Genomic DNA, 23,014 nt, shown 5'->3' with positions numbered 1-23,014 from the left:
GCAAGTCTCCAGAAAGTTGGAGGCTTGCTTTTTTGATATCTCCTATTGCGCATTCGCTTTAGAACGGCGGAAATCTGTGGGTGTCACGCCCAAACTGCGTTTAAACATACGGTGGAAATAAGAGCTACTCGCAAACCCGGTTTGTTCTGCCACGTCAGCCACCGACCAGTCGGTCTGTTCCAGTAGCTCACAGGCCTTGCGAATACGAAGCTGCTGGATGACGTCTACGATGGTGGACATGGTTTGTTGCTTATAAAGCCTGCTGACATAGATTGGCGACATATCCAGCTCTTCCGCAATCTGATTGAGACAGAAATTAGGGTCCGTATAAGCTTGCTCCATTCGTTCGTTGATTTGTTTTACCAATCGTTCTTGCTTTGTATTTCGTTTTTCCGCCAGATTGGAGCGAACCTGTTCAAAGACCAATTGGTAATGAGCAATAAGATCCTCGGCGGTCTCTAATCGATCTGCGGATGGTAATTCAGATTTAGATTCGATAGCAAATCCATTGAGCTCACTTATATGCCGAACGGCATTATTCACACTCATGATAAGCCGAGATATTGCCACCCGCACAGAGGAAAACGGATATTGCTCCATATGCATCAACAGATCTTGGAACATCCGGTGTGCATCCTCCGTATGACCAGATAGCAGCGTATCCAGCAATTTTTTTTCTTTATCCGATGGAAATACATAAGTATTTTGGACATCTTCATCTGTAGTGTTTCGCGCATTAATAATACAGCCATGTCCCTGAAAAAAACGGTGCATAGATGCGTTCTCTACCTGGCGGTATAGCAGATGCAACTGTTCTGGTTGACTTGTAATTACGCTGTAGGTTAGTGATACACTTAGCTTCAAATATTCGAGACAGGCTTCGCGTATTTGGCGTAATAGGGTTTCCAGTAGTACCGTGTCTGTATGTTCCGCAGGGTCTAAAATGTTGAGCATCAGCAGGACGCTATCCTCATCCATATCAACGGTCTCCACCCGATATGTTTGCCCGCATATTTCAGAAGCGATATTCATGATGGCAAACTTGTAAGGTAGCAGATCAGGTCCACGCTCGCTTTGCCAGCGGGCATATTCATCTATGCGCAGGAGTACAAGGCGATAGTCTTTGTCGAACTGAAATGTAATCCCAAGCTCGCGCAGTCGTTCCGGTTCTTCACCAGCAGGAAGATTTCGGATTCCCCGAATCACATTCCGTAAAATGTTTTGCCGAATCGTGTACATACTGTTGCGTTTCTCCGATTCCAGTGAATTCATATGCACAACAATTTGACCAATAGGCGTATACAGCATTTTGGACAGCAGCCAGGAAGCTACAAATCCTGCCATTCCGATGATGGCCGCGATCAGTACCATGGCATTACGAATAACACTCGCCATTTTGATAACGCTTTCATAAGGTGTGACACTAATATACTGCCAACCTAGTCCATCCGGGGAAGTATAGGAAATCAGTGATCTTTTACCATGAAAGTCTTCTACAAAATAGCCTGTTTCCTGTTTTTTGACTCTAGTGTGCAGCCATAGCTGTTCTTTTTCGTTCAAAGCTTCGTCTGTCAACGTTGTACCAGATAACAATCTGCCTTGATCGTCTAAAATATAAGCAGTCCCACCTGAGATGGGGGTCGACGCCATTTCCTTGTTCATCCAGGCCGCTGACACGTTCACAATCACAGCCGAATTTATCGCTTCGTTCGAGTTGATTGCGTCATAACATAAATACGTATAGGCTGCGATGTCTGGGCTTGCTTGCTCTACGCCAGCTTCGGGGTCTGAGGCAGACAGCAACGGATACGTGCGTGGAATAGGCGTAAAGGGTTTGTAGTCCTGATAATGATCCAGCACGCGAATGATGTCTGTATCAGCCAGTTCATGCTTGCTGAATAACCCGTTTTGGCCTTGTGAGGACGCAATGTAGAAGGTGTCACTTTTAGGGTTATACACGTAGATGGATTCAATATAAGGCATGGAGTTAAGATAATTATTTAATTCGGTCATGGCAGCGGTTACATCATATACATTGGGCTTGGGATAATACAACAGCTTGGATAGGGTACTGCTGCGATACATTTGAAATGCCAACGATTGAGCAATAGATGTCATGTTGATGACCTCTTTGCTTCTCAACGTTAAGCTATTGTGATTGGCTTCGAACGCCTGCTCCTTTTCCACGCGAATATAGTAGAAATAATATACAGTGGTGGATACCAGCAACGTTAGTGTTATACATAACGTAATGCTGACCAGCAATTTGCTGTGTAGCTTGTGATGCTTTTTGAAATTGCTCATATGAACAGGCCTCCTGTCTGTGTGAACGTAGCTGTAAAGTACACCCTATTTATGTATTCATTATACGTATGATTTTATGAACAGGACAGTGAACAAACCGATTCTTTGTGAAAAATAATGATCTTTTCGTAAAAAGACCGGGAACACGGATACGCAAACTAGATTGCGTCGGTTCCCGGCCTGTTTTATTGGTTCAAATGAAAGAAGCAAAGATGAGGCGGCATTTCAATTAGTCAGGAAATTGAACATTACCTTTAACGATATAGGCTTGGCCCGTGCCATTTTCCGCTAGAGCTGGGATGGTATCATTCAGTACGACACCGCGAATGTCCGTAATCCGTATTTTCAGAGGCTGTTTTCCTAAGTTAGTACCCAGAAAATGGTTGTAATCCTGTTTTTCGAGATTGAGCCATTGCCCGTTTTGTTGGACCTCCATTTTTAAGACTGGATATTTATGATTGCGTACTTGAATGGCTGCCCACCATTGGCTGCTGCCTTCTTTAATGCGGTAGGAGACATTACCACTAACCGGAGCTTTGACAACTTTCCATGAAATATTGATTTTTCCATCCTTTTGATTGCCAATCAGGTTGAAGGCATTCGGAGACAGATCAAGTGCGCCACTCGGACCCTCAGGGTATAAATCTGTTACATAGACGGTTGTTTTTCCTTTGGGGCCTTGAACCTCCAAATAGGCTCCAGCTAATGCGGCTTTAATTCCGTTATAATTCAATTGTGTGGGGTTAAGCGCTGTAATTTTGGCATCAGAAGGGATAGGATCAAGCAGTAATGCTCCTCCAGAGTAACCTGATCCTGTATATGTGGCGTACCCCGTGTATGTATCATTCCAAGCAGCTGAAGCGGGAAGTGCGAGCAATACGACACTTAGCAACGACGTCAGACCAATCGTTTTGAACTTTCGGAACAGAGATTTTTCTTGCATAATCATTTCCTCCTTGTTCATTTAATAGATTTATATAGTAAATATAAACACTATATTACCTAATATTCCAAATTGTACAATAGGACTTTGAGGCAAAAAGAAAATGTTGAAGATATTTGTCAACATACCCATAGGTCATATGGCGTGTTTTTTGAGAAATGGCTGTACAGATAAAGAATAAGGGGAGGATCAAGTAATGGGGGGCGAAACTAGGACTTTTGGATGAAGTCTTTTAAATAGAATAAGCGAACTATTGTTCTCGTTTTGATTGTCGTATACAATCGAATCATGCTGATTCAAATAGAGTAATGTCGACTCTGTGTATACTGCAAGAAAGGATGTTATGCATCATGATGGGAAGAGCCCATTTAATTATTGGAACCGGGGTCTCCCTATCGGTATTAGCCTTAAGTGGATTCGAAGTGACTCCGGCTGCCGTGGCAGCCGCTGTGGTTGGTTCATTGCTGCCGGATATTGACGAGCCTAACTCCATGCTTGTGAGCCGTGCGTTACCGAACAAAATGCTTAGGCTCATACAGCTTCTAATGATTGGGGCTGCGGGTTGGGTGTTTTTCACCCGTTTGGCTCCGCCACCCTGGAATCTTGTTTTGGCTTTGCTGATGATCAGCGCTTCTTTTATGCCGTCACGGTCTATGCGTAAAGTTATCATTTTTCTAATTGGTATCGGCCTTGCCTGGTATGGGGAATCATATGCACCGTGGAATTATATCGCCGGGTGTCTGCTGATCATATGTACGCTTGTTCCGCACCGAGGATTGACGCATACGGTATATGGGACAGTAGCATGGACCGCGCTGCTTTACGGCACGACACGTTTGCATGGCGACAGCATATGGCTGGCTGGAGGTATAGCGTACTTGCTACATTTATTGGCAGATTCCTTGACGAATAACGGAATTAAGCCTTTGCCGCCATTCAAATGGAAGCTAAGATTTAGATTAATGAGCACCGGAACCCGGAAGGGAGCAAAGGTAGAAAATATCTGTATTACCTTAACAGCTGTACTTGTAGTGATTGCTTTGCTTCGGTACAAGCATTTAATTTGAGAACTTCTATTTTTTTCTATTAAATTAAAAAACAGTCAAGCACACGTATGTGTCTTGACTGTTTTTTATAGATTCTTATTCTCTGTTACTTCTTAAGCTCGTTCAATAATGGTATTCAGTGTTGTGCGATCCAGATTTTGAACCAACTTAATGATCAGTTCCTTGGCCGCATCATAATCATCGGTGTGAATAATGGACGAGGAAGTGTGGATGTATCGTCCACATATGCCGATGACGGTAGATGGCACACCAATTCCGCTCAAGTGCACTTGACCAGCATCCGTTCCCCCAGTGGAGATAAAATATTGGTACTTGATTTTGTGAGTTTCCGCCATGTCCTGCACATACTCCACAATTCCGCGGTGTGTAATCATACCTGGATCAAAAACCCGCAACAGTGCGCCTTTACCAAGCTGTCCGTATGCGTTCGGATCTCCACCCATATCGTTGGCAGCACTGCAATCCAGTGCAAAGAAAATATCCGGCTGAATCAGATTGGCAGCTGTGCGTGCACCGCGCAGTCCCACTTCCTCCTGGACCGTAGCTCCTGCATACAATGTATTTGGAAGCTGGTCTTTTTCCTTATGTAATGCCTCCAACAGCTCAAGCGCCAGGCCTACACCATATCGATTGTCCCATGCTTTAGCCATGATTTTTTTGGGATTCGCAAGTGGAGTGAAATCACAGATCGGAGCGATAGCCGTTCCGGGTACAATTCCCAGATCTTGCGCCTCCTGTTTGCTGTCTACGCCGATATCCAGGTACATATGCTTGATGTCCATCGGCTTGCTGCGTTGCGCTTCATCGAGCAAATGTGGTGAGACAGAGCCAACTACACCAATGATTGGGCCATTTGGGGTCAATACTTGAAGACGTTGTGACATGATGGCTTGGCTCCACCAGCCTCCAACCGGCTGAAAACGAATCATTCCATTTTCCGTAATGCCATTCACAATAAAACCAACTTCATCCAGATGTCCTGCCACCATTACACGTGGGCCACTTTCTTGCCCGCGCAGTACACCAAAAAGACTGCCCAAACGGTCCTGCACGATTTCATCCGTATAACCGGATATTCGTTCTTTAACCCATGCCCGCAGCTCTCGCTCATGTCCAGGAATGGAAGGGAACTCTGTTAAGGTTTTAAACAATTCCAATGTTTTTGCTTCCATGATGTATACCTCACTCCTTATTAATTAACCAGTGGTCGTCATGTATTCAGTATGAATGGATTTGTACGGAATGTCCACGATATCATTTTCCTGACATAACATTTCCCCAAAAAGCTCATAATGTTAAGGAGCCAAGCAATCTGAACCGCCAAGCGCGGAACTTTTGAATAAGGGGTGGTGAATGATGCCAGCTAAGTCAGGACAGCGCGGTTTTCGTACTAATTCGTCGCCGTTGTCCATAAATGAGAAAGACTATCAAAGTGTTTCCCAAAAGCATGAACCTTCCAGAAAAGTATTTGCCAATTGTGTGCGTGCTTTTCTGGTTGGTGGCGTCATCTGTGTGATTGGGCAGGCGATTCAGGAAGCCTTTATGGCAGGGATGCATATTCCAGCCAAAGAAGCTGCGGCACCAACTGCATCCATGATGATCCTCTTGTCTGTTATATTAACCTGCATCGGGGTCTACGATAAGATTGCCCAATGGGCAGGAGCGGGAACCGCTGTACCCATCACAGGTTTTGCGAACTCAATGTGTTCAGCTGCATTGGAGTATCGTTCCGAGGGATTGGTACTTGGAGTGGGTGCAAATATGTTCAAACTGGCAGGCTCCGTTGTTGTATTTGGTGTTGTGGCCGCATTTATCGTGGGCGTTATATACGCAATCCTCGGTGTGGGGGGCAATCACTTATGAGAAGACAGGGAGGACAAACCTGGAAGTTCGAGTCGAGACCGCGCATCATTGGGAGTGCAACTGTTGTAGGCCCGGATGAAGGAGAGGGACCGTTGTCCACAGATTTCGATTATATTTATGACAATATCGAAATAAACGAGAAAACATGGGAAAAAGCGGAACGAAGATTAATTGAGCATTCTACAGAGCTTGCGTTAATTAATTCAAATTTAAACAAAGAGGAAGTGCAATTTTTCATAAGTGGTGATCTGATGAATCAGATTATCAGCAGCTCATTTTCGGCTAGCAAGCTTGCTATTCCCTATTTAGGTGTTTTCGGAGCCTGCTCAACGTCGATGGAAAGCTTGGCTTTAGCAGCACTTATTGTGGATTCAGAGGCGGGCGACTACGTGATGGCGGGTACAACCAGCCATAACTGTACTGTGGAAAAACAATTCCGCTATCCTAATGAATACGGAGCACAGAAGCCCCCCACAGCTCAGTATACGGTTACCGGTTCCGGTGCGGCCATTGTGGGACATGCGAAGTCAGGGACGGTGGTAGATTGTGCTACTATTGGGCGTGTAATGGATATGGGCATTAAAGACCCCTTTAATATGGGCGGAGCCATGGCTCCAGCGGCGACGGATACGCTTTTATCTCATTTCCGAGATACAGGCAGGGACCCAGGCTACTATGATCTTATTGTAACAGGGGATTTAGCCTCCGTAGGGCTGCCGATTGCCAAGGAACTGCTTAAAAAAGATGGATTCGATATGAATCAAACGGAATTTAATGATTGCGGTTTACTGATTTACGACATCAATAAGCAAAAGAAGGTCATTGCAGGTGGAAGTGGTTGCGGATGCTCAGCTGTTGTAACCTATGGACATCTGTTAAAGCGGATCGAAAAGGGAGAACTACAAAAGGTGCTGGTCGTGGCGACCGGGGCGTTATTGTCTCCTTTGACTACACAGCAGGGTGAAAGCATTCCATGTGTTGCACATGCTGTAGCTTTTGAAGCGGGAGGAAAAGTATGATATTTCTATGGGCTTTTTTAGTGGGCGGTGCCATTTGTGTCGTGGGTCAGTTGATGATGGATGTAATCAAATTGACCCCGGCACACACAATGAGTACGTTGGTCGTAGCAGGTGCAATTGCCGACGCTGTCGGAATATATGATCCCCTTATCAAATTTGCTGGAGCGGGTGCGACGATTCCAATTACCAGCTTTGGTAACTCACTCGTACATGGTGCACTAACCGAATTGGAAAAGGACGGATGGCTTGGTGTTATTACAGGGATCTTTAGTCTGACAAGCGCAGGGATTTCCTCGGCGATTATTTTCTCTTTTCTGGCATGCTTGTTTGTTCGTCCAAAAGGAAGCATATAAAGCAGGGTGCTTTAAATAGGATAAAAAGTAAAATAAATTGTATACGTGAACCCTTCGGATTTGATAACCGAAGGGTTTTTGACTGTCCCGAAAAACATGTACCTATAAGAGAAGATGGAGCTTGAATAATATGGGCAAGGAGTTAAGTGTACTCTATGTCCACCTTCATGTACAATAATAGGAAACATGTTGCTATCTAGGAGGTTTACAGAGTTATGCCCGTGCGTCAAGAATCTGTGCAGATTGTATCTGCAATCCGTTCTAATCTGGAATCCTGCATATTAGGGAAATCCTTTGAAATAAAATTATTGCTTACGGCTATGCTGGCGGGTGGACACATTCTGATCGAAGACGTTCCGGGTACGGGGAAAACGCAAATGATCAAGGCTCTTGCAAAATCCATGCGTGGTGATTATCGCCGTGTTCAATGTAATCCTGATATTCTACCGAGTGATATTACAGGGGTATCTATATTTCATCCACGGGATGAGCGTTTTTATTTCCGTCCGGGTCCGGTTATGACTAACATTTTACTGGCAGACGAAATTAACCGAGCGACGACGAAAACCCAGTCAGCTCTGCTGGAGGTTATGGAGGAACGAAGTGTGACGGTGGATGGGGACACTCATATGTTGCCTCATCCTTTTATGTTGTGTGCCACTCAAAACCCGATTGATTTTGAAGGTACTTATATGCTGCCGGAAGCACAATTAGATCGTTTTATGCTCAAAATCAGCCTGGGCTATCCTGATTTGGAGACAGAGCGCAACATGCTGCTTCATCATCAGACGGGCCAGCCAGCAGATCGTCTGGAGGCTGTAGCGCATATGGAACAGATTGCTGGCATCCAGCAGGAAATCAGAGATATCTATATGGACGAAGCGGTGACGTCCTATTTACTCGATATCGTGCGTGCGACAAGAGAACATCCATCTGTGCTACTGGGAGCTAGTCCACGGGCCGCACTTGCTTTTGTCATGGCTGCCAAGGCATTCGCTTTTCAGGATAACCGTGACTATGTGTTGCCTGATGATGTGAAGGCGCTGGCACCTTATGTACTGACGCACCGTTTGCTGCTGCGTCCCGAAGCACGCCTCGATAGCTCCAACGCCCAGTCCGTGCTGCAGTCCGTGCTCCGACAGGTTCATGTACCCGTACGAATGGAGCGTTCTTAAGGAATGAACATGGTCAAAAGGAAGCGCAGGCTTCCCCGGCTATCAAGTCGCATCTGGCTTATGCTATGTATATGGGTAGTGTGCCTGCTTTATTTGTTGTTTCAGGGTGGAAAGACATCGGTCATGCTGTTTTCTATGGTTACGTTGTTAATCGTTTATTTATGGATGGTTGGTCTGAGTGGAGTTCGTCGCGTCCAGGGCCATCGTCAGCTTTCGCAAGGCTCGGAGTTTGGCGAGCTGCTGCATGCGGGAGATCAGGTACACGTAAAGCTCAGTCTGAGCATTCCTGGCTTTCTTCCGTTACCCTATGTCATTGTTCGCGAGGTGCTCAAGCGACATACGGGGGAATCCTGGTCGTTTGAAGACAGTGTTATCCCTAGTATGAAAGGTGGCGGCCAGCTTACATTTCAAACCCCTGCTTTAGAACGAGGAAGCTACTATTTTGAGGAAACCGAATGTGTGAGTGAGGACATCTTTGGCCTGTTGGAGCACAAGGGCAGGTTGAATGCACGCGGTGAATTTCGGGTGCTTCCTCGCACGGCATTCATTCCATATTGGCAGATCAATGATCGCCGCTCAAGGATGTCTGGACCGCAGACCGTTCAAACTCGAACGCGTCGTGAAACGACACAAATTAACGGTGTACGGGATTATGTATATGGAGATCGGTTTTCACGCATCCACTGGAATGCGACGGCTCGTACAGGTAGTTGGAAATCCAAGGAATTTGAGCATGAGACGGTTCCCAAAACGATGCTTGTGCTCGACGTACAAACAAAGCATTATGTAAACGCCGACCAGTTTGAGCTAGCTGTATCTTCTACCGCTTCATTGCTGGAATATGGTGGACGGGAGCGGATGGGAGTCGGACTGTGTACAGCTGGAGGGAAGGGGACTGTTTTTCAGCCAAGTGAGCAGATGATGGAACGACAACGAATGATGCATCACTTGGTAGACATCCACACCACTTCGCAAGGCAGCTTGATGACTGCTGTAGAAAGCTGTGTGCGCCAGTTTCCGCAAGGCTGTTATTTTATACTGATTAGTCCGCTGAAGGATCATCAGGCGCTGGAACTTCTTCGCTGGGCCGATACCCGGGGGATGACTCCGTGCCATGTCTATATCGGCGAAGGCTCTGCCGAGGGAGAAGCTGAAAAGTGGATGAGTATGCTTCGTGCAAGGGGAATTAAGGGCTACGATGTTGAGAGCCTCGAAGAGCTCCCGGCTGTAATGGGGGGAGGGACACAATGAAAAGCTGGTTACAATCGTTAAAGAGCTCCTGGGCTCCCGCCTTTACGTTCTTGTGGATTATTATTATTGCTATGCAATGGGTGTCTTTTGCTTCTGAATTATGGCTGGAAGAGACGAGGGCACTTGTACTGATGACCATTACAATGCTGGCGCTGGTGAAGATTTTACTACCATTCCGTCCATGGATTGAATTTGTCGTTAAGGCGGTAACGCTGTTCTTTATTTTGTATCGGACATTAGTGTCTTACTCCATCATTATCCCCTTTGGCGGGGCAGCCAATCGTCTGGATCAGTTTATATCTAATATGTCTCCTTATGTTTGGTTTTCCCTCATTGCTTGGCTAGTCATTGAAATGGTGCCGCTCATCGTTACCACGAAGCAGCGGATTCTAGTTTTTGTGGGCATCAACGTTGCAGCTCTGGCGGTGCTTGATTCCTTCACACCAACTGTGCTGTGGGAGGAGGTTGCCTGGATCGTCTTTGCTGGTATGGGATGGCTAGTGACACAGCATCTGCAGTATTTTCGTCAGCATTATCCTCAAGGATGGAAGCATATTCGGCGTTATCCGTATAAAATTGCGGCCAATATTGCTGTCATTTTTGCGCTTATTATTATGGCGGGTGTGAATATGCCCGAGGTACAGCCAGCTTTGACGGACCCCTATACAGCGTGGACCCAGCGCATTAGCTCAACCACCGCTGGAACCACCAATGGATCTGGGGCACTGAATCAGCGCATGAACACCGCATCTGGTTATAGTCGCCAGGATAATCGATTGGGTGGAGGTTTTAATTTTGATTATTCGCCTGTCATGACCATCACAACTAATCAGCGAAGCTATTGGCGAGGAGAAACGAAACGAACCTATTCCGGTACAGGCTGGGTTGACGTGGGCAACGATGATCCAGCATCAAATGAGGTGTCGATGACCGCAGAGCTTGAAAACGCACAAGAAACGAGGCACTCTACAGAGCAGGTCGTGCAGACCGTTACCATGCAAAATGATCAGAGCTATCCCGTTCTGTTTGGCGCCTATTCGGTGCATCGTGTTCAATCGGTGGACAGAGATTCACGGGCAAACGGGTTGCGTTGGAATCCGGAACAGGCAGAGCTGCTTTGGAATCCATCCTCTCGAAGAACTGCTTATCCTAAAACGTATACTTTGGTATCGCATGTTCCAGTGATCCCTGAGAAAGAACTGCGTAGAAAAAGTTTTAATGAGTTGTATGGAAAAAATAAACAGGAAGCCTACTTACAAATTCCAAAGGAATTGCCGCAGCGGGTTCGGGATTTGGCTCGCAATGTAACGGCGAAGGCCAAAACGCCGTATGAAAAAGTCGGATTGCTACAGCAGTATCTACAGCAAAATTATGCATATACGAACAATCCGGATCTCTCACGGAAAAGAAGCAGGGATTTCGTGGATGCCTTTCTGTTTGAGATTCGGGAGGGCTATTGCGATTATTATTCCACTTCATTAGTCATGATGGCTCGCTCCGTTGGGGTTCCAGCCCGTTGGGTCAAAGGGTATGCTCCTGGCCAGCAGACGTTTTCAGATGATGCAACCACGGGCGATGGTGACGAAAACATGTCCTCTTATTCCGTGACAAACGCGGACGCTCATTCCTGGGCAGAGGTATATTTAGGCGAATATGGCTGGGTTCCGGTAGAAGCTACGCCTGGCTTTGATATGCCGTTACTTACAGAGCAGGAGGATTCAAAGACTCCAGACGCCCCAGAGGTCAAGGATCAGCCAGAATCAGAGCAGCCTGAGCAGACTCCGCAGATAGATTCAGGGGAAGGCTTAGAGATTCATCCTGTAATTATAGGCTCTGCTGCTGCCATTATCCTATTGTGGGCTGCTTATATCATCTGGCGTAACCGAGCAGATATTCACTTTTACCTGCTGCGTTTACGCACAGGTAAACCGCTGACCCCAGATGAAAAAGTGGTCGTCGAAACGGAACACTGGTTACGGTACATGCGAAGGAAAGGCTTTGTCCGCGCAAGCCATGAGACACTGAGGGAATCAGTCGACAGATGGTCACAAGAAGCACCGGAGCGCGCTGTGATTTTACATCAGTTGCTAGGACGCTTTGAACAAGCGCGTTATAGTCCTTCGTCGGTAACCGCCGAGGATTGGCGCAGTGTTCGCCAGCAAGCTTCCCTGTTGCAAAAGGAACCATGGATAAAACGATGGGCTGGGCGAAGAGCCAAGTCTGACCAGAAGGATGAAGGCTAGTCATTTTTACTAGGTTTGGTGTCGCAATTTTTAATCTTAATCAATATGTTTAGTAAAAAGCTGTCCGTTTGTTGCGGATAGCTTTTTACTAAGCCATAGTAATATGGTATAGTTTGTCGTATGAAACTGAGGTGACCGACGTTGTTTGAAATGCTGATGCCCAAATTACGGGTGAATACCGTCTTTGATATTGATCTTGAAGGCTTGTATGCTCAAGGATATCGCGGCATTATTACGGATCTGGATAACACGCTGGTCGGTGCAAAAGCGCCGAACGCAACTCCCGAGCTGGTGGCCTGGTTTGAAAAGGTCAAACAGGCGGGTTTTAAGCTTGTCATCGTGTCTAATAACAATATGGACCGTGTATCCGTGTTTGCTACGCCTTTGGACATTGAATTTATACATGCCGCCCGGAAGCCATCCAACTCGTCCTTTCGTAGAGCCATTCGTATGATGGGGCTTACTCCGGAAGAGACTATTATGGTCGGGGATCAAATGTTGACGGACGTATTGGGAGGCAACCGAATGGGTTTGCATACCGTTTTGGTGCTGCCGATATCCATTCATGATGAAGGAGTCATGACCCGATTTAATCGACGGTTGGAGCGAATCGCGCTCACAAGGTTACGTAAGAAAGGCTTATGGCTTGAGGAGGAAAAGAAGAATGACTGAAAGACCTGACGGTGGAACTGCCGTCAAATGTAGTGGTTGCGGTATCGCCATGCAGACCACTAGCCCGGACCTTCCGGGATATATTCCGGAAAAATTATTAACTCGTGAACCGGTCATCTGTCAGCGTTGCTTCCGGATCAAAAACTATAATGAAACCTCTTCGGTGACGGTAGATCAAGATGAATTCTTGAAGCTGCTTAGTCAGATTGGGGACAAGGATGCGCTCGTCATCCACATTGTAGATATTTTTGATTTTGAAGGTAGCTTGATTTCCGGCCTACAGCGTTTTGTAGGTTCGAATCCGGTTGTACTGGCAGTCAATAAGACTGATTTGTTGCCTAAGGTCACAAACTGGAACAAGGTACGTAACTGGGTACAAAAGCAAGCGAAGGAGCAAGGGCTACGCACGGAAGAAATCGTACTGTGCTCTGCTAAAAAAAATCAGGGCTTTGACCGTCTGCTGGATGTGGTATCTGAACTGCGTGGTAACCGTGATGTATATGTAGTCGGAGCCACAAATGTGGGTAAATCCACGCTCATTAACCGCTTGATTCGTGATTATAGCGATATGGAGCAGGAACTCACAACATCCCGTTACCCAGGAACTACACTCGATATGGTGAATATTCCACTCGACGACGGCAAGCACATTATTGATACTCCGGGTATTGTGTACCCTTGGCGGTTCAGTGAAATTGTCTCCCGTCAGGACTTGAGTGCTATTATGCCGGACAAGCCGCTGAAGCCTGCTGCATATCAGCTTGATGCCGGACAAACATTGTTTTTCGGCGGTATGGCCCGATTTGATTTTGTAGACGGTCAGCACCAATCTTTTACCTGCTACATTAACGGTGGTCTTAAAATACATCGCACGAAGCTGGAGCGAGCTGATCAGTTGTTCGCTGATCATGCCGGGGAGCTATTGTCTCCACCAACACGCGATCAATTGGCAGAGATGCCAGAATGGACCAGACATGAGTTCCGTGTTCCACGCAAATCTCCATCGGACATCTATATATCCGGTTTGGGATGGATTAGGGTGAATAGTGAGAACGGAGCTCTGGTAGCGGTTCATGCTCCTCGGGGAGTCCGTGTGCTTTTGCGGCCTGCGTTGATTTAACAATGCTGTAACCAAGCTAAAGGGCGGCAAGGAACACATACGGGTTCCTGCCGCCATTCATGTATTTGAGCGGCCTAATATTTTGCAATATGGGGGAGAGCAACGATGAACAGCGGGGAGTCTGGAGCGACCGAACGAGATCTTGTACTATTGGGCGTATTGGGTGATCCGATCAAGCACTCCAAATCGCCTCTTATGCATAAAATAGCTTTACAGGCAGCGGGGATTGAGGGAGATTTTGTACCTCTTCATGTCACACCGGATCAGCTGGAGGATGCTGTGAAGGGGATTCGGGCTTTGCATTTCCGCGGAGTCAATGTGACGATTCCCCATAAGGTTGAGGTTATGAAATATCTGGATGAGATTGATGAAGGGGCCCGGCTCATCGGCGCTGTCAATACGATAGTGAATGACAATGGACGGCTCAAGGGCTATAATACGGACGGAATTGGCTATGTGCGTTCCCTTAAAGAAGAGACTTCAGTTGAGTTAAAGGGTGCAAGAATTGCTGTTCTAGGAGCCGGTGGGGCTGCTCGGGGCGTGATTCATGCTTTGTTGGAGGAGCGACCTGAATCGGTCATTATTCTGAACCGAACACGTGACAAAGCTGAACAACTGGCATTGGAGTGGACGACAGAAGCAATTCCAGTAATGGGCTATTCCAACGAGGAAGCCAAGAATGTACTCACGACAGTGGATGTATTGATTAATACAACCTCGGTGGGAATGTCTCCTTTATCTGATGAGCTTCCACTGGAAACGAATCTGATTCCGCAGGGAATCATTGTGAGCGATTTGATCTACAACCCGCTGGAAACGAGGCTTTTACGCGAAAGTCGTGAACAGCGTGGCTGCACTGTACATGGAGGTTTAGGCATGTTTGTGTACCAAGGGGCAGTGGCTTTTGAGTATTTTACGGGAGTGGCCCCTGCAGTAGACCAAATGAGAGCGGCTGTGCTGAGAAGCCTAACGTAAGTCGGATATACATTAAAATTATGGAAATGCCGCATTGTATATGTGGCGACGAAGGGGTTAAATATACATGTTAACAGGTAAACAAAAAAGATATCTGCGCTCCATGGCGCATCATTTGGACCCAGTTTTTCAAGTAGGTAAAAACGGTACGAATGAGCATCTTATGCGTCACATCAATGATGCGATTGAAAAGCGTGAGCTGATGAAAGTACAAATTTTGAACAACTGTTTAGACGACAAACATGAAATTGCGGAAGAACTGGCAGCAGAGACGGGTTCCGAGCTTGTACAGCTTATTGGGAGCACCATTATTTTGTACAAGGAATCTCGTGATCATAAGCAAATCGAGTTGCCTAGAGGATAATACGCGGGGAGAAAATTATGAAAATCGGTATTATGGGTGGTACATTTGATCCCATTCATATTGGACATCTGCTGGCTGGAGAAGCGGCAAGAGATGCCTATGGGCTGGATCAAGTATGGTTTATGCCTTCTCATATTCCTCCGCACAAGCATCAAGCGGGGGCAAGCGGCAAGGAGCGTCTGGAGATGACGAGTGAAGCGGTGGCGGGTCATCCTGCTTTTGAAGTGCTGGATATTGAAGTGCTTCGCGGGGGGGTATCCTATACCATTGACACGATCAAGAAGCTTCAGGAACTGCATCCTGCTGTAGATTTTTATTTTATTATTGGTGCAGATATGGTGAACTACTTGCCTCATTGGCAGGGGATTGAGGAATTGGCGCAGCGGATTTGTTTTATTGGGGTGCGGCGACCGGGCTTCGAGCTTGCGCTGGATGAGTTGCCATATTATTTGCAGGACAAGGTACTGCTGGCGGATATGCCAGTGGTGGACATTTCTTCGACGGATATACGAGAGCGTGTGGCAGAAGGCCGCACTATTCGTTATCTTGTGCCTGATCGTGTTCATGACTATATTACAAGGGGCGGTTTGTATGAAGTACAGCCGTGAGCAGCTAATGGAAGTCGTATCTGGCCAGATGCCTGAAAAACGCTGGAAGCACACGCTGGGTGTTATGCATACCTCTGTTGAGCTTGCGAAGCGTTATGGAGCAGACCCGGATAAGGCAGAACTGGCGGCTATTTTGCATGATGTAGCGAAATATTGGCCTGTTCAGCAGATGGAGGAAGTGATTCGTAACTATCCCGAATGTGATCAGGCGCTATTGGAGCATGACAAGCAGCTCTGGCATTCAGAGGTAGGGTACTGCGTTGCGGCAAGAGATTACGGAGTGGATGATCCGGAAATAAGGAATGCGATCCGCTGGCATACGTCAGGCCGCGTAGGTATGAGCCTGCTGGATAAAGTCGTGTGTCTGGCTGATTACATCGAACCGGGGCGGGATTTTCCCGGGGTTGAACATATTCGTAAACAGGCAAAGAAAAGTTTGGAGCAGGGCCTTATCGCTGGATTTGATTCTACGATTTCTTTGTTGCTGGAAAAGCAAAAGGTTATTTTTCCGCTGACGGTCTTGTCGCGCAATGACTTGATTCGACAGCTAAAACAGAAAAAAACGGAGGTTCATGAATGACCCTAACGAATGAGAAATTAATGCAAACGGCGGTTGAGGCCGCTAATGATAAAAAGGCAATGAATATTGTCGCACTGGATTTGCGTGGAGTATCGCTAGTTGCGGATTATTTTGTAATCTGTCACGGTAATTCGGATACACAAGTACAGGCGATTGTAACAGAAATTCGCAAACGCGCTCATGATGAAGGTGTAACCATCAAAGGAATCGAAGGAATGGATTCTGCTCGCTGGGTTCTAATGGATTTGGGAGATGTTGTAGTGCATGTCTTCCATCGCGACGAACGCGAATATTATAACATTGAACGGCTTTGGTCGGATGCTAAGGTTGTGGAGAAGGTATGAGTTTGATCGCTGGTACTTATGTCACCATTATGGTGGATCGTGAGGTATCTCCTTTCGGCTACTTTCTTACCGTCGGTGAGCAGGATGTTCTGCTGCATTATACGGAGCTGACTCGTGAAATCGAGGTGGGTGAACGGCTGGAGGTATTTATCTTCCACGATACAGAGGACCGTTTGGCTGCAACTATGAAAAGGCCGTTCTTGTCTCTGGGAGAAATGGCCAAGCTTGAGGTGGCCGATGTGCATCCGCGGTTGGGATGCTTCCTGGAGATGGGATTGGGGCGCCAACTTTTGCTGCCGATTCGTGAGTTGCCAGAAAACCGTGATCTGCATCCTCGGGTGGGTGACTACGTGTATGCCATTATGGAGCATGACAAACAAGGCAGACTGCGAGCTAAGCTGGCAGGGGAGCAGGAACTGGCTCCATTGTGTTTCCATGCTCCTAGTTCGTGGCTTAATACATGGGTGCAGGCGACGGTGTACAAGCCGCTTCAGATGGGCACATTCGTCCTGGTGGACGGGGGGGTGCTTGGTTTTGGTGCAATAGGAATGATTCATTCGTCGGAACGTAACCGCATGCTTCGCTTGGGCGAGGAGGTTAAGGTACGGGTCACGCTTGTTCGTGAAGACGGTCGGGTCAATCTGGCGATGTCGCCACGCAAGGAAGTAGGCCGTGATGAGGATGCGGATCGGTTGATTGCATTTCTGAAGGAACGTCCGGGTGGCGGTATGCCATATTCTGACGCAACGCCGCCGGATATTATCAAGCAACGGTTTGGTATCAGTAAATCCGCCTTCAAGCGTGCGATGGGCAAGCTGATGAAGGAAGGGCTGGTTACACAAAAAGAAAACTGGACCTACCTGGTGGAGAAGATGCCTAAACCGAAGGACGGGAATGGGGAATAAAGATGGCTTCTTACCGCAAGTTTGCCTATGTGTATGATGAGCTAATGCAGGACATGCCGTACCCGGACTGGTTGCGCTTTGCACGGCAAGCTTGGGATCGATACGGTATGCCACATACAGTGGCCGAGCTGGGCTGCGGAACGGGCTCAATTACGATTCCACTGGTTAACTCAGGCTTCGAGGTGGCTGGCATCGATTTGTCCTCTGACATGCTGGCAGTAGCCCGTCGCAAAATGGAAACTACTCCTCAAGGGCAGCGATTGTTTCGTGAGGGGAGCGTTCGCTGGATACAGCAGGATATGCGAGAATGGATTTTACCGGAGCCCGTGGATTCTGTCATTTCTTTTTGCGATTGCCTGAATTATTTACTTGAGGAAGAAGATATCATTTCTACTTTTCGCAGAACGTATGCTGGTCTGAAGCCTGGTGGAACCTTTCTGTTTGATGTACATCATCCCCAGACATTTTTGCGTTATGATGAAGAACAACCATTCGTACTGGATGAACGCTCTATTTCGTATATCTGGACATGCGCATTAGACACTCCCCGTTGTGAAATTGAGCATCATCTCAGTATCTTTGCGAAAGCAGAACATGAAGGACGCGATCTGTACCAGCGTTTTGAGGAAATTCATGTACAGCGTGCTTATGATCCAGCCTGGATGAAGGCAGAATTGTCCAAAGCGGGTTTTCGTGATGTGAAGGTATATGCAGATTTTGAATGGGTAGAAGCAGCAGATGACGCGGCGAGACTTTTTTATGTCGCTGTAAAATAGCTAGGATTCATTGAGCTAATATAGAAAAAGAAAGACGCTTTTCATGAAGTCATGAAGGGCGTCTTTTTGCTCTCATATATTCACTTTATAGTTCAGCTGAAGTTCATCACCCGGTACACCCCGAATGCCCCAATTCTGTTTCGGGGTTTCAAATATAGTAATTTCAAGATCCTGTGGAGAAATACCCAAAAGATCGTTAATTCTTTGAAATAACAGATTGATGAGTTGCTTCTTAGCTTCTGTCGTTCTGCCTTCGAAGATACTGATTTCAATAATGGTGTATGCGTCGGAGCGACAATCTGCATATATAAAATCTTCATGATTCATAGGGAAAAAACGATGAAACCTCTTGTCTGGAGGATAATTGAACGCATCCACCACGGCAGAGTGAATCACCTCTGAAAGTTGCTTTTTGATCGGATTTAGCTTCTCTTTTGTCCCGAAAATTTTAATCTGTGCCATGTCTCCACTCACCTTTCTTATCTCATCTCAACTTGAACCATTGCAACTTGGAGTTATTATAAAACATTCGTATTCATGTGTCATGGACAACTAGTATGAAGATGGCGCTTCGTATCAAATGTAGTCCTTATTTGACTTTTTTCGCGGTTTTCAATATAATAGTGCCATTATTAACGGTTAAATAGTCGCTGATGAGGAATAGTAGTTTTGTCTGGACATGTAGAGAGCCGGCGGGTGGTGCAAGCCGGTTGACAGTGCAAAGCGAACTCACCTCGGAGATATGCGTCCAACGCAGGAAAGCACCTATATAGGTGTCAGTATCCTGTTATTAATACGTATCGGATCACCTCCGTTATCAGGTGCAAAGGGAGTAGAATGCGAAGAACGCTTTCTGCTAACTAGGGTGGTACCACGGGAATATAACCTCTCGTCCCTAGCGCTGACACGCTACGGGATGCAGAGGTTTTTTTGTTGCATACCGTTTGAGGAGGAAAAGACAATGACAGACACACAGCCGAAGCACGGCTATCAACCGCAAAGTATTGAACCAAAATGGCAGAAATATTGGGATGAGAACAAAACGTTCCGCACTGGGGAAGAACCGGGTAAACCGAAGTTTTATGCTTTGGATATGTTTCCGTATCCGTCTGGAGCTGGTCTGCATGTAGGCCACCCGGAGGGATATACAGCTACAGATATTGTTTCACGTTATAAAAGAATGCGTGGCTACAACGTACTGCATCCGATGGGTTGGGACGCCTTTGGTCTGCCTGCCGAACAGCATGCGCTGGATACAGGCGAGCACCCACGCGAAATTACGGTGAAGAACGTAAATAACTTCCGCCGTCAAATCAAATCACTTGGCTTTTCATATGACTGGGATCGTGAAATCAGCACAACTGATCCTGATTATTACAAATGGACACAGTGGATTTTCATCCAGCTGTACAAGCGTGGCCTCGCTTATGTAGCTGAAGTGCCCGTGAACTGGTGCCCAGCACTGGGAACGGTACTGGCGAATGAAGAAGTAATTGATGGTAAGAGTGAGCGTGGCGGCCATCCGGTTATCCGCAAACCCATGCGTCAATGGATGCTGAAAATTACGGAATACGCCGATCGTTTGCTTGACGATCTGGAGGAACTGGACTGGTCCGAAAGCATTAAGGATATGCAGCGGAACTGGATTGGTAAGTCTACCGGAGCAGAGGTTCATTTTCCAATTGAAGGCTATGACGAACAACTCACAGTATTTACAACCCGTCCAGATACATTGTTCGGTGCAAGCTACTGTGTGCTGGCCCCAGAGCAGGAATTGGTGGATATGATCACTACACCTGAGCAAAAGGACGCTGTACAACAGTATCGTGAACAAGCTGCTCGGAAAAGTGACCTGGAGCGTACGGATCTGGCCAAAGATAAAACAGGCGTATTCACAGGAGCTTATGCAGTGAACCCGGTGAACGGCGAAAAGCTGCCAATCTGGATTGCCGACTATGTACTGGCAGGCTATGGAACAGGTGCAATTATGGCAGTACCGGGCCATGATACACGTGACTGGGAATTTGCCAAGAAGTTCGGATTGAAAATCACTGAGGTCGTTCAAGGTGGAGACGTGGACAAAGAGCCATACACCGAGGATGGTCCGCATGTCAATTCAGGCCTGCTGAATGGACTGACCAATGAGGAAGCTATTCCGAAAATGATTGAATGGCTCGAAGCTGAGGGTAAGGGGCAGGGCAAAGTAACCTATCGTCTGCGTGACTGGCTGTTCAGCCGCCAACGCTATTGGGGCGAGCCGATTCCAGTAATTCATCTAGAAGATGGAACGATTAAAACAGTTCCTGAGGATCAACTGCCGCTCGTACTGCCAGAGATGGACAATATCAAGCCTTCAGGTACAGGTGAATCCCCACTGGCGAATGCGACAGATTGGGTAGAAACCGTTGATCCTGAAACAGGTATGAAAGCACGTCGCGAGACAAATACGATGCCGCAATGGGCAGGAAGCTGCTGGTACTACCTGCGCTTTATTGATCCAAAAAATGATAAAGAGCTTGTGTCCAAAGAGAAACAGCGCGAATGGATGCCTGTTGACCTGTATATTGGCGGAGCGGAACATGCGGTTCTTCACTTGCTGTATGCCCGTTTCTGGCACAAGGTGCTGTATGATATCGGCGTAGTGGAAACGAAAGAGCCTTTCTATAAGCTGGTCAACCAGGGTATGATTCTAGGCAACAATAATGAAAAAATGAGTAAATCACGCGGTAATGTCATCAATCCAGATGATATTGTTAATACGTTTGGCGCCGATACGCTGCGTATTTATGAGATGTTTATGGGGCCGCTGGAAGCGACCAAGCCATGGAATGAGAATGGGGTAGAGGGAGCGCATCGTTTTCTGTCCCGCGTATGGCGCCTGTTTGTTTCCGAGGATGGTAGCCTGAACGAAAAAATTAAAAATGACGGCGGTAGCGACGAGTTCAAACGGACCTGGCATAAAACGCTGAAAAAGGTAACCGAGGACCTGGATGCATTGCGTTTCAATACAGCGATCAGCCAGCTGATGATCTTCACCAATGATGCATACAAAGCAGACCTTCTGCCGCGTGCAGCGATGGAAAACTTCGTGCAAATGTTGTCGCCGCTTGCACCGCATCTAGCCGAGGAACTGTGGCAGCTGCTGGGACACAACGAGAGCATTACCTACGCGGCTTGGCCTGCCTATGATGAAGCATGGACGGTAGACGCTGAAGTGGAAATTGTCATTCAGATGAATGGTAAAATCGTACAGCGTGCAACGATTGCCAAAGATCTTGATGCCAAAGCGATGGAAACTTTTGCATTGTCGCTGGACAGCGTTCAGGAAGCACTGGCTGGTAAAACGGTTCGCAAGGTAATTGCTGTTCCGGGTAAGCTGGTTAATATTGTTGCCGGTTAATCGGCTTTAAGCCGAAGGAGGCATCTATCTTTTGCATGTCCTCTTCATACTTGTTGTGCGTGACCCGTATTAGCTCAGGGAAGACACTATGCAGGCTGATGTCTAACAACGCAAGAGCTTCAGCGGTTATACCTCCGGGAACCGCTACTCTTGCTTGTAACTCGGCTGGTGTCATCCCGCCTTCCGTGAGCAGCTTTCCAGTGCCGATGATCATTTCACCGGCCAATGCGCATAGTTCTGTACGGTCTATACCCGTAGCTTGAACTGCGGCTTGAATCCACTGGTCCATAAAAAAGGCCAAGAAAGCAGGGCCGCAGCTCGAAAAATCCGATGTGATCCGTGTATGAGACTCTTTAACCCGAATTGGCCTGCTGATGTGGGACATAAGCTCTTCCAGAAGGGAGCGATCCTCCTCTGTAATCCGGTTTCCATGGATGCACAGTGAGGCTCCGCTTCCAATCTGGTGAGTGATACTCGGAATAATTTTGGACACCTTGGCTTTCAGTGCATGCTCTAAAATACGGATCTGTACTGGACTTGTGATAGAAACGACGATCTGCTCTTCTGTAATGACGTTGCGTATTTCATCCGTTACGGTTTTTGATTCCAGCGGCTTCACGCAGATAAATAGAATATCGCTTTCCGCTGCCGTCTCACGGTTGCTTTGGGCTGCATGCAAACCTGGATAACGACGGGCTAGCTCGGCTACCTTGGAATACGTTCGGTTGCTTGCTAATATTTGCTGCGGTTTGAGTGCGTCCGAATGAATAAAAGATTCAATTAGCAGACTTCCCATGCTGCCAGTCCCGATAAATCCAACTTTCATTGTTCAACGTCCTCCTTTCATACTTTGCGGTATAGACGCTGTGCTGTCATTCTTCTTAGTGTATGCACTTGGTCTTGGCCGACATGACGAATTTTATGTCTGAGCACATTAGATCGTGCCTGGGGTCGTACCACCCTTGTGTATAAATACTCACAGCGATACCGTATGGAGGTGTTTACAACCTCCGGTTTGACGGGAATTGAACAGACTTGCTCTGTTTAATTGA

General features: G+C 47.0%; 22 protein-coding genes and 1 other annotated feature. Of the genes, 17 read left to right on the top strand and 5 right to left on the bottom strand.

The window, feature by feature from the left end:
* Positions 1-42: 42 nt before the first annotated feature.
* Complete coding sequence (locus MKX36_RS16810) at positions 43-2,304, bottom strand: AraC family transcriptional regulator (protein WP_340865058.1); 2,262 nt, start codon at positions 2,302-2,304, stop codon at positions 43-45.
* Between the two features lie 229 nt (positions 2,305-2,533).
* Entirely contained in the window at positions 2,534-3,247 is a 714-nt protein-coding gene (locus MKX36_RS16805; protein ID WP_340865057.1) for an expansin EXLX1 family cellulose-binding protein, read from the bottom strand.
* 350 nt (positions 3,248-3,597) lie between these two features.
* Here MKX36_RS16805 and MKX36_RS16800 point away from each other — a divergent pair, with 350 nt between their 5' ends.
* Complete coding sequence (locus MKX36_RS16800; RefSeq protein WP_016821648.1) at positions 3,598-4,314, top strand: metal-dependent hydrolase; 717 nt, start codon at positions 3,598-3,600, stop codon at positions 4,312-4,314.
* 92 nt (positions 4,315-4,406) lie between these two features.
* Here MKX36_RS16800 and MKX36_RS16795 read toward each other — a convergent pair whose 3' ends face one another.
* Positions 4,407-5,486, bottom strand: coding sequence for a M42 family metallopeptidase (locus MKX36_RS16795; RefSeq protein ID WP_318300609.1), 1,080 nt, complete (start codon positions 5,484-5,486; stop codon positions 4,407-4,409).
* Between the two features lie 184 nt (positions 5,487-5,670).
* Between MKX36_RS16795 and spoVAC the strand changes: the two genes are divergently transcribed.
* The 15 genes from spoVAC to MKX36_RS16720 all read left to right on the top strand — a co-directional run bounded on the left by spoVAC (position 5,671) and on the right by MKX36_RS16720 (position 18,562).
* The gene (gene spoVAC, locus MKX36_RS16790) at positions 5,671-6,177 is read left to right on the top strand and encodes a stage V sporulation protein AC (protein WP_016821646.1); all 507 of its coding nucleotides are present in this window, start codon (positions 5,671-5,673) and stop codon (positions 6,175-6,177) included.
* Positions 6,174-7,196: a stage V sporulation protein AD gene (gene spoVAD / locus MKX36_RS16785; protein WP_340865056.1), complete on the top strand. Its 1,023-nt coding sequence runs from the start codon at positions 6,174-6,176 to the stop codon at positions 7,194-7,196. The genes spoVAC and spoVAD overlap by 4 nt, the downstream gene beginning before the upstream one ends.
* Positions 7,193-7,549 carry a stage V sporulation protein AE gene (gene spoVAE / locus MKX36_RS16780; RefSeq protein WP_016821644.1) on the top strand — a complete coding sequence of 119 codons (357 nt, stop codon included), beginning with the start codon at positions 7,193-7,195 and terminating at the stop codon, positions 7,547-7,549. The genes spoVAD and spoVAE overlap by 4 nt, the downstream gene beginning before the upstream one ends.
* 215 nt (positions 7,550-7,764) lie before the next feature.
* Entirely contained in the window at positions 7,765-8,724 is a 960-nt protein-coding gene (locus MKX36_RS16775; RefSeq protein ID WP_340865055.1) for an AAA family ATPase, read from the top strand.
* A 3-nt stretch (positions 8,725-8,727) separates the two neighbouring features.
* A complete protein-coding gene (locus tag MKX36_RS16770; RefSeq protein ID WP_025365384.1) occupies positions 8,728-9,975 on the top strand; it encodes a DUF58 domain-containing protein in 1,248 nt (415 codons plus the stop codon).
* Positions 9,972-12,218: a transglutaminase TgpA family protein gene (locus tag MKX36_RS16765; RefSeq protein ID WP_340865053.1), complete on the top strand. Its 2,247-nt coding sequence runs from the start codon at positions 9,972-9,974 to the stop codon at positions 12,216-12,218. The genes MKX36_RS16770 and MKX36_RS16765 overlap by 4 nt, the downstream gene beginning before the upstream one ends.
* Positions 12,219-12,359: 141 nt before the next feature.
* A complete protein-coding gene (locus tag MKX36_RS16760; RefSeq protein ID WP_013372205.1) occupies positions 12,360-12,890 on the top strand; it encodes a YqeG family HAD IIIA-type phosphatase in 531 nt (176 codons plus the stop codon).
* Positions 12,883-14,010: a ribosome biogenesis GTPase YqeH gene (yqeH, locus tag MKX36_RS16755; protein ID WP_019688083.1), complete on the top strand. Its 1,128-nt coding sequence runs from the start codon at positions 12,883-12,885 to the stop codon at positions 14,008-14,010. The genes MKX36_RS16760 and yqeH overlap by 8 nt, the downstream gene beginning before the upstream one ends.
* A gap of 105 nt (positions 14,011-14,115) precedes the next feature.
* Positions 14,116-14,985: a shikimate dehydrogenase gene (gene aroE / locus MKX36_RS16750; protein ID WP_019688082.1), complete on the top strand. Its 870-nt coding sequence runs from the start codon at positions 14,116-14,118 to the stop codon at positions 14,983-14,985.
* Positions 14,986-15,052: 67 nt separating this feature from the next.
* Entirely contained in the window at positions 15,053-15,349 is a 297-nt protein-coding gene (gene yhbY / locus MKX36_RS16745) for a ribosome assembly RNA-binding protein YhbY (RefSeq protein ID WP_013372202.1), read from the top strand.
* Positions 15,350-15,366: 17 nt separating this feature from the next.
* Positions 15,367-15,957: a nicotinate-nucleotide adenylyltransferase gene (gene nadD, locus MKX36_RS16740; RefSeq protein ID WP_031461821.1), complete on the top strand. Its 591-nt coding sequence runs from the start codon at positions 15,367-15,369 to the stop codon at positions 15,955-15,957.
* Positions 15,941-16,537, top strand: a complete 597-nt coding sequence (gene yqeK / locus MKX36_RS16735; RefSeq protein WP_016821637.1) for a bis(5'-nucleosyl)-tetraphosphatase (symmetrical) YqeK — start codon at positions 15,941-15,943, stop codon at positions 16,535-16,537. Before nadD ends, yqeK begins: the two co-directional genes overlap by 17 nt.
* Entirely contained in the window at positions 16,534-16,881 is a 348-nt protein-coding gene (rsfS, locus tag MKX36_RS16730) for a ribosome silencing factor (protein WP_017428187.1), read from the top strand. Before yqeK ends, rsfS begins: the two co-directional genes overlap by 4 nt.
* Positions 16,878-17,786 carry a CvfB family protein gene (locus MKX36_RS16725; RefSeq protein ID WP_017428186.1) on the top strand — a complete coding sequence of 303 codons (909 nt, stop codon included), beginning with the start codon at positions 16,878-16,880 and terminating at the stop codon, positions 17,784-17,786. The genes rsfS and MKX36_RS16725 overlap by 4 nt, the downstream gene beginning before the upstream one ends.
* Before the next feature lie 2 nt (positions 17,787-17,788).
* Entirely contained in the window at positions 17,789-18,562 is a 774-nt protein-coding gene (locus tag MKX36_RS16720; protein ID WP_025365379.1) for a class I SAM-dependent DNA methyltransferase, read from the top strand.
* A 72-nt stretch (positions 18,563-18,634) separates the two neighbouring features.
* Here MKX36_RS16720 and MKX36_RS16715 read toward each other — a convergent pair whose 3' ends face one another.
* Complete coding sequence (locus MKX36_RS16715) at positions 18,635-19,024, bottom strand: tautomerase family protein (protein ID WP_340865050.1); 390 nt, start codon at positions 19,022-19,024, stop codon at positions 18,635-18,637.
* 179 nt (positions 19,025-19,203) lie between these two features.
* Positions 19,204-19,462: a binding site (T-box leader), on the top strand.
* 61 nt (positions 19,463-19,523) lie between these two features.
* Here MKX36_RS16715 and leuS point away from each other — a divergent pair.
* The gene (leuS, locus tag MKX36_RS16710) at positions 19,524-21,962 is read left to right on the top strand and encodes a leucine--tRNA ligase (protein WP_016821632.1); all 2,439 of its coding nucleotides are present in this window, start codon (positions 19,524-19,526) and stop codon (positions 21,960-21,962) included.
* Here leuS and comER read toward each other — a convergent pair.
* On the bottom strand, positions 21,943-22,788 hold the full coding sequence (gene comER, locus MKX36_RS16705; RefSeq protein WP_340865049.1) for a late competence protein ComER: 846 nt from the start codon (positions 22,786-22,788) through the stop codon (positions 21,943-21,945). The two genes, leuS and comER, sit on opposite strands and share 20 nt — an antisense overlap.
* Between the last annotated feature and the right edge of the window lie 226 nt (positions 22,789-23,014).

The sequence above is a fragment of the Paenibacillus sp. FSL W8-0439 genome (assembly GCF_038008995.1).
In the GTDB taxonomy this organism is placed as follows: domain Bacteria; phylum Bacillota; class Bacilli; order Paenibacillales; family Paenibacillaceae; genus Paenibacillus; species Paenibacillus polymyxa.
This window is presented reverse-complemented; position numbering and strand designations above follow the sequence as displayed.

What these genes read in the sequence shown, in the direction of transcription:
- rsfS (WP_017428187.1), top strand. Translation starts at nt 16,534, where the DNA reads ATGACCCTAACGAATGAGAAATTAATGCAAACGGCGGTTGAGGCCGCT.
- MKX36_RS16800 (WP_016821648.1), top strand. Translation starts at nt 3,598, where the DNA reads ATGATGGGAAGAGCCCATTTAATTATTGGAACCGGGGTCTCCCTATCG.
- aroE (WP_019688082.1), top strand. Translation starts at nt 14,116, where the DNA reads ATGAACAGCGGGGAGTCTGGAGCGACCGAACGAGATCTTGTACTATTG.
- MKX36_RS16805 (WP_340865057.1), bottom strand. Translation starts at nt 3,247, where the DNA reads ATGCAAGAAAAATCTCTGTTCCGAAAGTTCAAAACGATTGGTCTGACG.
- MKX36_RS16715 (WP_340865050.1), bottom strand. Translation starts at nt 19,024, where the DNA reads ATGGCACAGATTAAAATTTTCGGGACAAAAGAGAAGCTAAATCCGATC.
- MKX36_RS16720 (WP_025365379.1), top strand. Translation starts at nt 17,789, where the DNA reads ATGGCTTCTTACCGCAAGTTTGCCTATGTGTATGATGAGCTAATGCAG.
- spoVAE (WP_016821644.1), top strand. Translation starts at nt 7,193, where the DNA reads ATGATATTTCTATGGGCTTTTTTAGTGGGCGGTGCCATTTGTGTCGTG.
- MKX36_RS16795 (WP_318300609.1), bottom strand. Translation starts at nt 5,486, where the DNA reads ATGGAAGCAAAAACATTGGAATTGTTTAAAACCTTAACAGAGTTCCCT.
- comER (WP_340865049.1), bottom strand. Translation starts at nt 22,788, where the DNA reads ATGAAAGTTGGATTTATCGGGACTGGCAGCATGGGAAGTCTGCTAATT.
- yqeH (WP_019688083.1), top strand. Translation starts at nt 12,883, where the DNA reads ATGACTGAAAGACCTGACGGTGGAACTGCCGTCAAATGTAGTGGTTGC.
- nadD (WP_031461821.1), top strand. Translation starts at nt 15,367, where the DNA reads ATGAAAATCGGTATTATGGGTGGTACATTTGATCCCATTCATATTGGA.
- yqeK (WP_016821637.1), top strand. Translation starts at nt 15,941, where the DNA reads ATGAAGTACAGCCGTGAGCAGCTAATGGAAGTCGTATCTGGCCAGATG.
- MKX36_RS16725 (WP_017428186.1), top strand. Translation starts at nt 16,878, where the DNA reads ATGAGTTTGATCGCTGGTACTTATGTCACCATTATGGTGGATCGTGAG.
- MKX36_RS16775 (WP_340865055.1), top strand. Translation starts at nt 7,765, where the DNA reads ATGCCCGTGCGTCAAGAATCTGTGCAGATTGTATCTGCAATCCGTTCT.
- MKX36_RS16810 (WP_340865058.1), bottom strand. Translation starts at nt 2,304, where the DNA reads ATGAGCAATTTCAAAAAGCATCACAAGCTACACAGCAAATTGCTGGTC.
- yhbY (WP_013372202.1), top strand. Translation starts at nt 15,053, where the DNA reads ATGTTAACAGGTAAACAAAAAAGATATCTGCGCTCCATGGCGCATCAT.
- leuS (WP_016821632.1), top strand. Translation starts at nt 19,524, where the DNA reads ATGACAGACACACAGCCGAAGCACGGCTATCAACCGCAAAGTATTGAA.
- spoVAC (WP_016821646.1), top strand. Translation starts at nt 5,671, where the DNA reads ATGCCAGCTAAGTCAGGACAGCGCGGTTTTCGTACTAATTCGTCGCCG.
- MKX36_RS16765 (WP_340865053.1), top strand. Translation starts at nt 9,972, where the DNA reads ATGAAAAGCTGGTTACAATCGTTAAAGAGCTCCTGGGCTCCCGCCTTT.
- MKX36_RS16770 (WP_025365384.1), top strand. Translation starts at nt 8,728, where the DNA reads ATGAACATGGTCAAAAGGAAGCGCAGGCTTCCCCGGCTATCAAGTCGC.
- spoVAD (WP_340865056.1), top strand. Translation starts at nt 6,174, where the DNA reads ATGAGAAGACAGGGAGGACAAACCTGGAAGTTCGAGTCGAGACCGCGC.